We start from the raw sequence: 12116 nt of genomic DNA on the forward strand, positions 1-12116 counted from the left end.
CGGCGCGGGGCGGCGGCCTGCCGGCCCGCGCCGAAGCCGGGCGCCCGAAGGCCGCCCGGCCCGATGCGTGATGCTTAGTTCTTCAGCAGGTGGGCGACGCCGTCGCGCTCTTCGAGCAGCTCGGCCAGCGTGCCGTCCATCTTCTCGCGCGAGAACGCGTCGATTTCCAGGCCCTCGACGCGCTTGTATTCGCCGTTTTCGCAGGTGACCGGCACGCCGTAGATGATGTCTTCGGGGATGCCGTACGAGCCGTCCGACGGGATGCCCATCGTGACCCACTTGCCGTTCGTGCCGAGCACCCAGTCACGCACGTGGTCGATCGCCGCGTTCGCCGCCGACGCTGCCGACGACAGGCCGCGCGCTTCGATGATCGCCGCGCCGCGCTTGCCGACGGTCGGGATGAACGTGTCGCGGTTCCACACGTCGTCGTTGATCAGCTTCAGCAGCGATTCGCCTTCGGCGGTCGCGAAGCGGAAGTCCGGGTACATCGTCGGCGAGTGGTTGCCCCACACGGCGAGCTTCTCGATCGACGCGACCGGCTTGCCCGACTTGGCGGCGAGCTGCGACAGCGCGCGGTTGTGGTCGAGGCGCAGCATGGCCGTGAAGTTCTTCTTCGGCAGATCCGGCGCCGACTTCATCGCGATGTACGCGTTCGTGTTCGCCGGGTTGCCGACGACCAGCACCTTCACGTCGCGGCTCGCGACTTCGTTCAGCGCGGCGCCCTGGACCGTGAAGATTTCGGCGTTCGCCGACAGCAGGTCCTTGCGCTCCATGCCCTTCGAGCGCGGACGTGCGCCGACCAGCAGCGCGACGTCGGCATCCTTGAACGCGACCTTCGGATCGTCGGTGATCACGACGCCCGCGAGCAGCGGGAACGCGCAATCGTCGAGTTCCATCACGACGCCTTTGACGGCGGCTTGGGCTTGCGGGAGGTCGAGCAGTTGCAGGATGACCGGCTGGTCCTTGCCGAGCAGGTCGCCGTTCGCGATGCGGAACAGCAGGGAGTAAGCGATTTGACCTGCGGCGCCGGTGACGGCAACGCGCTTTGCGGGCTTAGCCATTGAAAATCTCCAGGACGGGTGAAGCGTTGGACGCGAGCGAAAACGCCATTCTATGCGCGTTGTGCGTAGCGTTGCATTGAAGCAGGGCGGAGGACTCGCGATGGCAGACGCGGTGAACCTGGAGACGGCCGTGGCACGTAGCCGGGGACGCGCTGTTGCACCCGCGAACCCTTGCTCGACCGGGAGTGTAGGAGCCGTCACGCGCAAAGTCAAACGGTATCATATGTCTTATATAAGACAGATGTTTTGCGGAAATTGAGTGGACGAAAAAGTGCGGTTTGTGATGAAATGCGCGCCATGACATCGAACCAGGCGAACACCGCGAATCAGACCGGCGCAGGCGGCCCAGGGCAGCCGGGCGCGGGCGATCCCGCGGCTTCGCCCGCGGCGGCCGCGTCGCCGACGTTCAGCCCGTTATACCAGCAGATCAAGTCGTTGATCACGCAGAGTCTCGAATCCGGCGAATGGAAGCCGGGCGAGATCATCCCCAGCGAAGTCGAGCTCGCGGCCCGTTACAAGGTCAGCCAGGGCACCGTTCGCAAGGCGATCGACGAGCTGGCCGCCGAAAACCTGGTGGTCAGGCGGCAGGGCAAGGGTACTTTTGTTGCAACGCACAACGAGGATCGCGCGCAATTCCGCTTTCTGCGTCTGCTGGCCGACGACGGCGCCGAGCACCCGCACGTGAGCCGTCTGCTCGAATGCCGGCGCCTGCGCGCGCCGGCCGAGATCGCACGGCAGCTCGACCTGAAGCCCGCCGACCCCGTCGTGCAGGTGCGCCGCCTGCTGGAGTTCGACGGCGAAGTGACGGTGCTCGACGAGATCTGGCTGCCGGGCGCGATGTTCCGCGGGCTCACGTTCGAGCGGTTGAGCGAATACAAGGGGCCGCTCTACGCGATGTTCGAGACGGAGTTCGGTACGCGGATGATCCGCGCGACGGAGAAGATCCGCGCGGTCGCGGCGGATCCGGCGGTGGCCGACCTGCTGCACGTGCCGGCGGGTTTCCCGCTGCTGTCGGTCGAGCGCGTGTCCTATACGTACGGGGACCGGCCGGTGGAAGTGCGTCGCGGCTGGTATGTCACAACCGGGTACTACTATCAGAATGACTTGAGCTGACGACGTTCGGTTCAGCCGCGTGCATTCGCGTTTCCCACGCTCGCGAAGCACGTTTCGGGCCGCCTTTGTTCGTGTTCGCGCAATTATCCAGAGCAGACTTTCGCTGCAGCGCGATATGAAAAGGCGCTAAAATCGCGGATTAGTGTGACAACATAGTAGGGGTCTAGCATGACTGACGCAGTAAGAAAGCCGAGGCCGGAATACCGGAACATCGGAATCGGCGACATCACGTTGAAGTATCGCATGCCGCTGGCGGCGATACTGTCGATTCTCCACCGAGTCAGCGGCGCGCTGCTGTTCCTGTTCCTGCCGTTCCTGCTGTTCCTCTTCGACCAGAGCCTCACTTCCGAGCTCAGCTTCGAAGTCTTCAAGGCTTTCCTCTCCAACATCGTCGTCAAGCTGATCGTCCTCGCGTTGTCGTGGGCCTTCTTCCACCATTTCTGCGCCGGCATTCGCCACCTGCTGATGGACGTCAACCACGACGCCGTCTCGAAGGAAGGCGGCAAGCGGACGGCCGTCGTCGTCTTTGTCGTCTCGATCGCGCTGACGATCGCCATGGCACTCAAACTGTTCGGAGCATTCTAAGAAAATGGCAGCCAACAACCGAATCGGCTCGAAGCGCCTCGTCGTCGGCGCACACTACGGCCTGCGCGACTGGCTCGCGCAGCGCGTCACCGCCACGATCATGGCGGTCTACACGGTCATTCTGCTCGTCCTGTTCTTCGGCGCGCACGATTTTTCGTACGAAGGCTGGGCATCGATCTTCGCCGCGCAATGGATGAAGCTCGCGACCTTCGTGATGCTGCTTTCCCTCTTCTACCACGCATGGGTCGGCGTGCGCGACATCTGGATGGACTACGTGAAGCCCGTCGGTGTGCGCCTGCTGCTGCAATCGCTGACCATCGTCTGGCTGCTCGCATGTGCGGGCTACGCCGCGCAGATTCTCTGGAGAGTGTAAAGAATGGCTGCAATCAAAACTTCCCTCCCGCGCCGCAAGTTTGACGTCGTGATCGTCGGCGCGGGCGGCTCCGGCTTGCGCGCGGCGCTGCAACTGTCGCGCGCGGGCCTGTCGGTCGGCGTGCTGTCGAAGGTGTTCCCGACCCGTTCGCACACGGTCGCCGCGCAAGGCGGGATCGGCGCGTCGCTCGGCAACATGAGCGAAGACAACTGGCACTACCACTTCTACGACACGATCAAGGGTTCCGACTGGCTCGGCGACCAGGACGCGATCGAGTTCATGTGCCGCGAAGCGCCGAACGTCGTGTACGAACTCGAGCACTTCGGCATGCCGTTCGACCGTAACGCGGACGGCACGATCTACCAGCGTCCGTTCGGCGGCCATACCGCGAACTACGGCGAGAAGCCGGTCCAGCGCGCTTGCGCGGCCGCCGACCGTACCGGTCACGCGCTGCTGCACACGCTGTACCAGCAGAACGTCGAGGCAAAGACGCAGTTCTTCGTCGAATGGATGGCGCTCGACCTGATCCGCGACGCGGACGGCGACGTGCTCGGCGTGACGGCCCTCGAGATGGAGACGGGCGACGTCTACATCATGGAAGGCAAGACGACGCTGTTCGCGACGGGCGGCGCAGGCCGGATCTTCGCGGCATCGACGAACGCGTTCATCAACACCGGCGACGGCCTCGGCATGGCGGCCCGCTCGGGCATCGCGCTGCAGGACATGGAGTTCTGGCAGTTCCACCCGACCGGCGTGGCCGGCGCGGGCGTGCTGATCACCGAAGGCGTGCGCGGCGAAGGCGGCATCCTGCGCAACGCGAACGGCGAGCGCTTCATGGAACGCTACGCACCGACGCTGAAGGATCTGGCGCCGCGTGACTTCGTGTCGCGCTCGATGGACCAGGAAATCAAGGAAGGCCGCGGCGTCGGTCCGAACAAGGATCACGTGCTGCTCGACCTGTCGCACATCGGCGCCGAGACGATCATGAAGCGTCTGCCGTCGATCCGCGAAATCGCGCTGAAGTTCGCGAACGTCGACGCGATCAAGGAGCCGATCCCGGTCGTCCCGACGATCCACTACCAGATGGGCGGCATCCCGACCAACATCCACGGTCAGGTCGTCGGCACGTCGCGCGATCACAAGGAACCGGTCAACGGCTTCTACGCAGTGGGCGAATGCTCGTGCGTGTCGGTGCACGGCGCGAACCGTCTCGGCACGAACTCGCTGCTGGACCTCGTGGTGTTCGGCCGCGCGGCCGGCAACCACATCGTCCAGCACGTGAAGAACCAGAAGGAACACAAGCCGCTGCCGGCGGATGCGGGCGAGTTCTCGCTCGCGCGCCTGAACAAGCTCGACAAGTCGAGCTCGGGCGAGTACACGCAGGACGTCGCGAACGACATCCGCGCGACGATGCAGAAGCACGCAGGCGTGTTCCGCACGTCGGCGCTGCTGAAGGAAGGCGTCGACCAGATGGCCGGCCTGAAGGCGCGCGTGGAAAACATCCACCTGAAGGACAAGTCGAAGGTGTTCAACACCGCGCGCGTCGAAGCGCTCGAGCTGGAGAACCTGATCGAAGTGGCCCGCGCAACGATGGTGTCGGCGGAGGCGCGCAAGGAAAGCCGCGGCGCGCACGCGCACAGCGACTACGAACACCGCGACGACGAGAACTGGCTGCGCCACACGCTGTGGTACAGCGAAGGCGACCGCCTCGACTACAAGCCGGTTCAAATGAAGCCGCTGACGGTCGATTCCGTGCCGCCGAAGCCGCGCACGTTCTAAGCCGAGTCAAAGGAATCCGAAATGGCAAAACGCATTTTTGAAGTCTACCGCTACGATCCGGACAAGGACGCAGCGCCGCGCATGCAGACGTACGAGCTCGAGATCCAGCATGAGCGCATGCTGCTCGACGCACTGGTCAAGCTGAAGGCACTGGACGAGACGCTGTCGTTCCGCCGTTCGTGCCGCGAAGGCGTGTGCGGTTCGGACGCGATGAACATCAACGGCAAGAACGGTCTCGCGTGCCTGACGAACCTGAACGACCTGCCGCACAAGATCGTGCTGCGCCCGCTGCCGGGCCTGCCCGTCGTGCGCGACCTGATCGTCGACATGACGCACTTCTTCAACCAGTACCACTCGATCAAGCCGTACCTGATCAACGACGCGCCGCCGCCGGAGAAGGAACGCCTCCAGTCGCCGGAAGAGCGCGACGAGCTCGACGGCGTGTACGAGTGCATTCTGTGCGCGAGCTGCTCGACGTCGTGCCCGAGCTTCTGGTGGAACCCGGACAAGTTCGTCGGCCCGGCCGGCCTGCTGCAGGCTTACCGCTTCATCGCGGACAGCCGCGACACCGCCACCGGCGAGCGTCTCGACAACCTGGAAGACCCGTACCGTCTGTTCCGTTGCCATACGATCATGAACTGCGTCGACGTTTGCCCGAAGGGCTTGAACCCGACGAAGGCGATCGGCAAGATCAAGGAACTGATGGTTCGGCGCGCGGTATAAAGTTTGATGAGCGACGAATCGCATCAATCCGACCCGCACCGCCGCGCGCGCCTGCGCTGGCGCGCGCGGCGGGGTCTGCTGGAAAACGACATCGTATTCGAGCGTTTCTTCAGCCGATACGAGCATGACCTCACCGATGCAGACGTAGGCGCGTTGTCGCGCCTGCTCGATCTGAGCGACAACGACCTGATGGACTTGCTCCTCGCGCGCAAGGAACCAGAAGGCGACCTAGACAGCCCGGACATTCACCGGCTGTTGGAGATGCTGCGCAACGTGTGACGCCAAGGTGTAACGCGCTGCGCCCGTTATCGAATCCCGTTTCTTTATTTCGATTGAGGATGTGCCATGACTCCGTCTGATGTTAAAGCCACGCTATCGTTCAGCGACAACTCGCCGAGCGTCGAAATGCCGATCTACAAGGGCACGATGGGCCCGGACGTGATCGACATCCGCAAGCTGTACGGCCAGACCGGCAAGTTCACTTACGACCCGGGCTTCATGTCGACGGCTTCGTGTAATTCGGCGATCACGTACATCGACGGCGACAAGGGCGAGCTGCTGTACCGCGGCTACCCGATCGACAACCTCGCACAAAACGCGGACTTCCTCGAAAGCTGCTACCTGCTGCTGAAGGGCGAACTGCCGAACGCCGCGCAGAAGAAGGAATTCGTCGACACCGTCACGAAGCACACGATGGTGCACGAGCAGATGCACTTCTTCTTCCGTGGCTTCCGTCGCGACGCGCACCCGATGGCGATCCTGGTCGCCGCGGTCGGCGCGCTGTCGGCGTTCTACCACGACTCGCTCGACATCAACGACCCGCGTCACCGCGAAGTGTCGGCGATCCGCATGATCGCGAAGCTGCCGACGCTCGTCGCGATGGCGTACAAGTACAGCATCGGCCAGCCGTTCGTGTATCCGAAGAACTCGCTGTCGTACAGCGCGAACTTCATGCACATGATGTTCTCGAATCCGTGCGAAGAGTACAAGGTCAACGACGTGCTTGTCCGCGCGCTCGACCGCATCCTGATCCTGCACGCCGATCACGAGCAGAACGCATCGACGTCGACGGTCCGTCTGGCCGGCTCGTCGGGCGCGAACCCGTTCGCGTGTATCGCGGCCGGTATCGCGTGTCTGTGGGGCCCGGCGCACGGCGGTGCGAACGAAGCCGCGCTGAACATGCTCGAGCAGATCGGTTCGCCGGACAACATCCCCGAATTCATCAAGCAGGTGAAGGACAAGAACTCGGGCGTGAAGCTGATGGGCTTCGGCCACCGCGTGTACAAGAACTACGACCCGCGTGCGAAGCTGATGCGCGAGACGTGCTACGAAGTGCTGAACGAACTGGGCCTGCACGACGACCCGCTGTTCAAGCTCGCGATGCAGCTCGAGAAGATCGCGCTGGAAGACGAATACTTCGTGTCGCGCAAGCTGTACCCGAACGTCGACTTCTACTCGGGTATCGTCCAGCGCGCGCTGGGCATCCCGACGTCGATGTTCACGTGTATCTTCGCGATGGCACGTACGGTCGGCTGGATCGCACAGTGGAACGAAATGATCGCCGATCCGGAACAGAAGATCGGCCGTCCGCGCCAGCTGTTCATCGGCGATACGCCGCGCGAAGCGAAGCCGCTCAACGCACGTTAAACCGTGTGCGGCGCGAACGGCCGGCAGGCCGCTCGCGTCGGGCAACCGCAACGCCACGACACCCCGACGGGTCAGCCCGTCGGGGTGTTTTCATTTGCGCGGCCGACGTTGGCCCGAGCCGGCGCGGCGCTCCAGCGACGGCGGCCGCGTGTCGAGCGCGGGCGCGTCGTCGTCCGGTGCATGGCCGTGCTGCTTGAAGAACTGCCGGTACGCGCCGGGCGTCGTGCCGCGCGCGGCGAGGAACTGGCGATTGAAGTTCGCGGCATTCGGAATGCCGCAGCGCGCGGCGACCGTCGCGATCGGCCAGTCGGTGCCGACGAGATGGCGGCATGCATGCGCGAGGCGCAGCCGCTGCACGTAACGGCCGACGCTTTCGCCGAGATGCCGGACGAACAACCGTTGCAGCGTGCGTTCGGACAGGTGCGCGGCAGCGGCGAGTGCGTCGATGCGCAGCGGTTCGTGGAAATGCCGGTCGATCGCGTCGAGCACGCGGTCTAGACGTTCGGCTTCGGGCGCGCCCGGCCCGCCGGGCGACGGCGCGCCGTCGGGCCGGTCGTACGCATGCGCGGTGGCGAGCGGTTCGCCGCCGGCCTCCGCGAGATCGGCAAGCGTGTCGAGCGTGGCTGCAAGCCGTACGCGCGGCGACGGATCGAGCAACCGCGGCAGCCGCGCGCGCATCGCGCGGGCCGTCTCCACGTCGAAGTGCAGCCCCGGCGCCGCGCGCCGCAGCAGCGAGCGCAGCGGCGCGTATTCGGGGCAGCAGTCGGCCAGCCGCCGCGCCCAGTCTCCGTCGAACCAGACGACGAGCGCGACTTCGGGCGCGTCGCGATCGATGCGCGCGTTCGACGACCACGTATGCGGCAGGTTCGGCGGCACGAGCACGAGATCGTCGTCCGCGTAGCGCGCGACGTGATCGCCGATGAAGCGCTGGCCGCGGCTGTTGAGCGTCAGCGTCAGTTCGTACTCGGGATGGCGATGCCATTCGAACGGAATGCGCGCGAGCTGGCGGTGATAGACGCGGATCGAACAGCCGGACGCGAACGTCACGTGCTCGTATTGCGGTTTCATCGCGGCCTCCGGTAGGGGCGGGCAGTGCGCCGTGGCATGATCGTGGGCGATTCTCACCAAGGAGCGATGCCATGTTTTCACATGTGTGCGTGGGCGTCGGTGATACGGCGCGCGCCTACGATTTCTATGCGCCGCTGTTCGCGGCACTCGGGCTGCGCCTGAAATTCCGCGAGCCGGACGGCTGGTCGGGCTGGATGCCGGCCGACGCCGAGCGGCCGCTGTTCTTCTTCGGCAAGCCGCTCGACGGCCGCCCACCGGAGCCGGGCAACGGCCACACGATCGCGTTCGATGCGCCGACCCGCGCGCACGTCGATCGCTGTCACGCGCTCGCGCTGCGGCATGGCGGCACCTGCGAAGGGCCGCCGGGCCTGCGGCCGCACTATCACCGCGACTATTACGGCGCGTATTTCCGCGACCCGGACGGCAACAAGCTCTGCGTGGTCTGCCATCGTCCCGAATGACGCACGATTGTCAGGATTGTATCGATCGTTGGCCGGATAGTGGTGATGACGGCCGTGTGCCGGCCGTACGCTGACAGCACATCACGACACGCTTTCAGCGAGGAGACGACGATGCAACTGACGATTGACGACATGCCTGCCGCGATCCGCGCGGCGAAACGGGCGCTGCGCGCCGATTTGCCCGGTTATGCGGCCACGTTCCGCGAAGTGGAGGGCGACATCGCCCGGCAGGTCGATGCGATCCGCCGCGCGCACGCGCACGGCCACGACGTGATTCCGGTCGTGCCGTTCGCGGATATCGCGGGCGGCCGGGTCGATCCGCATGCGGTTGCGGCGATCCGCACGCATGGCGCGGTCGTGATCCGCGGCGTGTTCGATGCGAGGCAGGCACGCGACTGGAACGACGAGATCGGCGCGTATCTGGATGCGAACCGTTTCGCCGACCGGCTGCACGCGCGCGCGGAAGACCGCTATTTCGGCAATCTGGCGTCGGGCAAGCCGCAGATCTACGGCGTCTACTGGTCGAAGCCGCAGGTGGCCGCGCGCCAGTCGCCGGCGCTCACGCAGGCGCGGGTGTTCCTGAACCGCCTGTGGCGGCATGCGGACGGCGCACGTGCGCATTTCGATCCCGACCGGGTGCCCGCGTATGCGGACCGGATCCGCCGCCGGCCGCCCGGTTCGACGTCGCTCGGGCTGTCGCCGCATGTCGACGGCGGCTCGGTCGAGCGCTGGCTCGGCGCGAATTTTCGGCAGGTCTATCGCCATGTGCTGGCCGGCCGCTGGCGCGAGTACGATCCCTTCGATGCGGCGTTCCGGCCCGACGTCGAAGAGATTCCGTCGCCGGCCGTGTGTTCGATGTTCCGCACGTTCCAGGGCTGGACCGCGCTGACACCGCAGGGGCCCGGCGACGGCACGCTGCAGCTGATCCCGGTTGCGAACGCGATGGCCTATGTCGTGCTGCGCGCGCTGCAGGACGACGTCGCCGACGACGACCTGTGCGGCGCGCGTCCCGGCCGCGCGCTGTCGATTCGCCCGGAATGGCACACGCTGCTGCTCGATGCGCTGGTGCCGATCCCGCATATGGAACCGGGCGACGCGGTGTTCTGGCACGGTGACGTCGTGCATGCGGTCGAGGATGCGCATCGCGGCAGCGGCGACAGCAACGTGATGTACATCGCGGCCGCGCCGGGCTGCGCGAAGAACGACGCATACTTGCAACGCCAGCGTTGCGCGTTCCTGCGCGGCGACAGCCCGCCCGATTTCCCGGCCGACCATTTCGAGGTCGATTTCGACGGGCGCGCGGGGGAGGCCGAACTCACGGCGCTCGGCCGCGCGCAGATGGGATTCGAGCCCGGCGCATGACGCGCGGGCGGCCCGTTCGCCGAATCGGCTGCGTGGTGCGCGCAATTCGACGCAATCGGCTGTCGGCGCCGCCGAATTCGACGCGAATTGCGCAATTTGGCTTCCGATAATGGTCCGGTCACGACGCCGCCGGCCCGTGCACGGCACGGGTGCGGCGCAGATCATGGAGGAGTCGATGCAATTCACGCAAGCGATCGTTCGCCGTCCCGCGCCGTCCTGCGGCGCGGGCCTGACCACCGCCGAACTCGGCGCACCCGACTACGACAAGACGCTCGCGCAGTTCCACGCATACTGCGACGCGCTGCGCATGCTCGCGGTCGAGCTGACCGAACTGCCGCCGCTCGATGCGTTTCCCGATTCGCACTTCGTCGAGGACGTCGCCGTCGTCACGCCGGAGTTCGCGGTGATCACGCGCCCCGGCGCGCCCGCCCGGCGCGGCGAGACCGCGCACATCGAAGCGTCGCTGCGCGTGCATCGCGAGCTGCTGCCGATGCAACAGGGCCGCCTCGACGGCGGCGACGTGATGCTGGTCGGCAAGCGCTTCTTCATCGGGCTGACGAGCCGCACCGACGCGCAAGGCATCGCCGCGTTCGAGTCGCTGGTGTCGCGCCATGGATATTCGGTCGTCGCGGTGCCGGTTGGCGCCGGCCTGCACCTGAAATCGGTCGTCAATGCGCTTGGCGACGACACGCTGCTCGTGACCGACGCGCTGGCCGCGCATCCGGCGTTCGCCGACTATCGAAGGATCGCGATTTCCGCCGCCGACGAATATGCGGCCAACACGCTGCGCGTGAACGGCACGCTGATCACGCCGGCCGGCTATCCGCGCGTGCATGACGCGATCGCGTCGCTCGGCATGCCGCTGCACGTGATCGACACGAGCGAGTTCCGCAAGATGGACGGCGGCCTGACGTGCCTGTCGCTGCGGTTCTAGTCGATTGGCGCGCGGCGGCGGCCGGATAATATGGCCCGCGTGTGGAACGGCAGACGTTCCTCCCATGAGCCACGACCCGACCGGAGCGAACGCGGATGACCGACAAGAAGATGCAGTTGGACAAGATCGATCTCCGGATTCTCGACATCCTGCGCACCGACGGACGGATTTCCTACCGGAAGCTGTCGGAACGCGTGAATCTCACGCCGCGGCCGTGCCAGGCGCGCGTGGAGCGGCTCGAGGCGCTCGGCGTGATCGAAGGGTACCGCGCGGTGATCAACGCGCCGCGCGCGACCAAGCCGATCGTCGTGATCGCGCAGATCGTGCTGGCCGACCACGGGCGTTCGCAGGCGCCGTTCGAGGAGGAAATGCGCGCGAATCCGGCCGTGCTCGATTGCTGGCTGGTGAGCGGCACGTTCGATTTTCTCGTGCGGCTCGCGTGCGAGGATCTCGACGAGTACCGGCGGATCGCGAACGTGTGGCTGGAAAGCCCGCGATTCCGGATCGAGAAGATCGTGACGACGGCCGAACTGCAGACGATCAAGCGCAGCGTCGTGTGAGGCGACCGGCCAGCCAGGGCCGGTTTCGATGCGAATGACCGGCGCGATCGATTTGCATCCCGAATCGAATCGACTGTCCCGGATCACGATCGGGGTGAACATTATGGATGCCGCGCAAGCGGCAGCGCAGACGGCCGCGCCGTCCGGAGCGACGCTGAAACGCCGTCTGCAGGGCCGTCGCATCGCGATGATCGCGATCCAGCTCGCCGCCGGCGCGATGAATCCGTTGATCCTGACGGCCGTGCTGTCGGCCGGCAATTCGGGTGCCTACGCGGCGGCACGGACGCTGTACAACCTCGCATCGGAAGGGCACGCGCCGATGTTCGCGACGCTGTCGCCGCGCGCGCAAAAGCCGGCTCGTGCGCTACGAGGAAATGGACATCGGGCCGTGGCTCACGCGCTCGGTCGAGGCCGTCGACGCGGCCGCCGCGCGGCACGGGCCACCGCGCC

Annotated in this window: 13 protein-coding genes and 1 pseudogene; 12 read left to right on the plus strand and 2 right to left on the minus strand. The window is 65.8% G+C overall.

Going from position 1 to position 12116, the window contains the following annotated elements; translation table 11 throughout:
- Window positions 1-74 precede the first annotated feature (74 nt).
- Window positions 75-1061: a malate dehydrogenase gene (locus KPB06_RS26075; protein ID WP_006487742.1), complete on the minus strand. Its 987-nt coding sequence runs from the start codon at window positions 1059-1061 to the stop codon at window positions 75-77.
- Between the two features lie 297 nt (window positions 1062-1358).
- Here KPB06_RS26075 and KPB06_RS26080 point away from each other — a divergent pair, with 297 nt between their 5' ends.
- The 7 genes from KPB06_RS26080 to gltA all read left to right on the plus strand — a co-directional run bounded on the left by KPB06_RS26080 (window position 1359) and on the right by gltA (window position 7281).
- Window positions 1359-2174, plus strand: a complete 816-nt coding sequence (locus KPB06_RS26080; RefSeq protein ID WP_059583137.1) for a GntR family transcriptional regulator — start codon at window positions 1359-1361, stop codon at window positions 2172-2174.
- A gap of 168 nt (window positions 2175-2342) precedes the next feature.
- Window positions 2343-2759 (plus strand): succinate dehydrogenase, cytochrome b556 subunit, encoded by a 417-nt coding sequence (sdhC, locus tag KPB06_RS26085; RefSeq protein WP_059582807.1) that lies wholly within the window; start codon window positions 2343-2345, stop codon window positions 2757-2759.
- Between the two features lie 4 nt (window positions 2760-2763).
- The gene (sdhD, locus tag KPB06_RS26090) at window positions 2764-3132 is read left to right on the plus strand and encodes a succinate dehydrogenase, hydrophobic membrane anchor protein (RefSeq protein WP_006487767.1); all 369 of its coding nucleotides are present in this window, start codon (window positions 2764-2766) and stop codon (window positions 3130-3132) included.
- A 3-nt stretch (window positions 3133-3135) separates the two neighbouring features.
- Window positions 3136-4911, plus strand: a complete 1776-nt coding sequence (gene sdhA / locus KPB06_RS26095) for a succinate dehydrogenase flavoprotein subunit (protein WP_059582803.1) — start codon at window positions 3136-3138, stop codon at window positions 4909-4911.
- Between the two features lie 21 nt (window positions 4912-4932).
- Entirely contained in the window at window positions 4933-5634 is a 702-nt protein-coding gene (locus KPB06_RS26100; protein ID WP_059582800.1) for a succinate dehydrogenase iron-sulfur subunit, read from the plus strand.
- 6 nt (window positions 5635-5640) lie between these two features.
- Window positions 5641-5913 carry an FAD assembly factor SdhE gene (locus KPB06_RS26105; protein ID WP_059582797.1) on the plus strand — a complete coding sequence of 91 codons (273 nt, stop codon included), beginning with the start codon at window positions 5641-5643 and terminating at the stop codon, window positions 5911-5913.
- Window positions 5914-5979: 66 nt separating this feature from the next.
- Window positions 5980-7281 carry a citrate synthase gene (gltA, locus tag KPB06_RS26110; RefSeq protein WP_011881720.1) on the plus strand — a complete coding sequence of 434 codons (1302 nt, stop codon included), beginning with the start codon at window positions 5980-5982 and terminating at the stop codon, window positions 7279-7281.
- A gap of 90 nt (window positions 7282-7371) precedes the next feature.
- Here the strand turns inward: gltA and KPB06_RS26115 are convergent, their stop codons facing one another.
- Entirely contained in the window at window positions 7372-8349 is a 978-nt protein-coding gene (locus KPB06_RS26115) for a helix-turn-helix domain-containing protein (RefSeq protein WP_059582794.1), read from the minus strand.
- A gap of 71 nt (window positions 8350-8420) precedes the next feature.
- Between KPB06_RS26115 and KPB06_RS26120 the strand changes: the two genes are divergently transcribed.
- The 5 genes and pseudogenes from KPB06_RS26120 to KPB06_RS34645 form a co-directional block, all read left to right on the plus strand.
- The gene (locus KPB06_RS26120; protein WP_059582792.1) at window positions 8421-8810 is read left to right on the plus strand and encodes a VOC family protein; all 390 of its coding nucleotides are present in this window, start codon (window positions 8421-8423) and stop codon (window positions 8808-8810) included.
- A gap of 111 nt (window positions 8811-8921) precedes the next feature.
- On the plus strand, window positions 8922-10172 hold the full coding sequence (locus KPB06_RS26125) for a DUF1479 domain-containing protein (RefSeq protein WP_060009498.1): 1251 nt from the start codon (window positions 8922-8924) through the stop codon (window positions 10170-10172).
- 175 nt (window positions 10173-10347) lie between these two features.
- Window positions 10348-11106, plus strand: a complete 759-nt coding sequence (locus KPB06_RS26130; RefSeq protein WP_059583135.1) for a dimethylarginine dimethylaminohydrolase family protein — start codon at window positions 10348-10350, stop codon at window positions 11104-11106.
- A 95-nt stretch (window positions 11107-11201) separates the two neighbouring features.
- Complete coding sequence (locus tag KPB06_RS26135) at window positions 11202-11666, plus strand: Lrp/AsnC family transcriptional regulator (protein WP_059582787.1); 465 nt, start codon at window positions 11202-11204, stop codon at window positions 11664-11666.
- A 202-nt stretch (window positions 11667-11868) separates the two neighbouring features.
- Window positions 11869-12006: pseudogene (locus tag KPB06_RS34645) on the plus strand (hypothetical protein); the annotation flags it as partial.
- Window positions 12007-12116: the final 110 nt, after the last annotated feature.

This window comes from Burkholderia semiarida, from assembly GCF_029268935.1.
In the GTDB taxonomy this organism is placed as follows: domain Bacteria; phylum Pseudomonadota; class Gammaproteobacteria; order Burkholderiales; family Burkholderiaceae; genus Burkholderia; species Burkholderia semiarida.

Coding starts and splice junctions, on each gene's coding strand:
- sdhA (WP_059582803.1), top strand. CDS start 3,136: ATGGCTGCAATCAAAACTTCCCTCCCGCGCCGCAAGTTTGACGTCGTG.
- KPB06_RS26075 (WP_006487742.1), bottom strand. CDS start 1,061: ATGGCTAAGCCCGCAAAGCGCGTTGCCGTCACCGGCGCCGCAGGTCAA.
- KPB06_RS26100 (WP_059582800.1), top strand. CDS start 4,933: ATGGCAAAACGCATTTTTGAAGTCTACCGCTACGATCCGGACAAGGAC.
- KPB06_RS26105 (WP_059582797.1), top strand. CDS start 5,641: ATGAGCGACGAATCGCATCAATCCGACCCGCACCGCCGCGCGCGCCTG.
- KPB06_RS26120 (WP_059582792.1), top strand. CDS start 8,421: ATGTTTTCACATGTGTGCGTGGGCGTCGGTGATACGGCGCGCGCCTAC.
- sdhC (WP_059582807.1), top strand. CDS start 2,343: ATGACTGACGCAGTAAGAAAGCCGAGGCCGGAATACCGGAACATCGGA.
- KPB06_RS26115 (WP_059582794.1), bottom strand. CDS start 8,349: ATGAAACCGCAATACGAGCACGTGACGTTCGCGTCCGGCTGTTCGATC.
- KPB06_RS26135 (WP_059582787.1), top strand. CDS start 11,202: ATGACCGACAAGAAGATGCAGTTGGACAAGATCGATCTCCGGATTCTC.
- KPB06_RS26080 (WP_059583137.1), top strand. CDS start 1,359: ATGACATCGAACCAGGCGAACACCGCGAATCAGACCGGCGCAGGCGGC.
- KPB06_RS26130 (WP_059583135.1), top strand. CDS start 10,348: ATGCAATTCACGCAAGCGATCGTTCGCCGTCCCGCGCCGTCCTGCGGC.
- KPB06_RS26125 (WP_060009498.1), top strand. CDS start 8,922: ATGCAACTGACGATTGACGACATGCCTGCCGCGATCCGCGCGGCGAAA.
- gltA (WP_011881720.1), top strand. CDS start 5,980: ATGACTCCGTCTGATGTTAAAGCCACGCTATCGTTCAGCGACAACTCG.
- sdhD (WP_006487767.1), top strand. CDS start 2,764: ATGGCAGCCAACAACCGAATCGGCTCGAAGCGCCTCGTCGTCGGCGCA.